This is a genomic window from Streptomyces bobili, from assembly GCF_002154575.1.
In the GTDB taxonomy this organism is placed as follows: domain Bacteria; phylum Actinomycetota; class Actinomycetes; order Streptomycetales; family Streptomycetaceae; genus Streptomyces; species Streptomyces bobili.
This window is the reverse complement of record NZ_MUBA01000739.1, coordinates 249-666: the sequence shown is the minus strand read 5'-3', so window position 1 is coordinate 666 and position 418 is coordinate 249. Positions and strand designations below refer to the sequence as shown.

Genomic DNA, 418 nt, shown 5'->3' with positions numbered 1-418 from the left:
TCGGCGCGGGCGGCGAGGGTCTCCAGGGTCTTGCCGACGGTGTAGAGGTCGGTGTCGAGGTGGAAGCCGCGCTCGTCGCGTTCCGGCTTCGGCGGCGCGTAACCCGAGGTGTAGACGAGGCTGGAGGTACGGTCGTCGGTCCGCCGGATGGCTCCGAGGTCGATGACCTTGATGTCGCGCCCGTAGTGGATGACATTGTCGGGCTTCATGTCGCAGTACAGCAGCCCCTGGGCGTGCAGGTACTCCAGGGCGCCGAGGATCTTGCAGCCGTAGGTGATCACATGGCCGATGCCGAAGGCGCCGCCGAACAGGTGCGCCAACTCCTCGTCGGAGGCGCGCCGGATCCAGTCGAGCGAGCGGCCGCCCACGTACTCCATCACGATGTACCCGGTGGGTTCGGCCTCGCCGGGCTCCTGGT

The 418-nt window shown here is 67.9% G+C and carries 1 protein-coding gene; it reads right to left on the bottom strand.

The features are described from left to right. A partial coding sequence (locus tag BZL64_RS41695; protein ID WP_425276110.1) for a protein kinase domain-containing protein occupies nt 1–418 on the bottom strand: 418 nt, incomplete at both ends.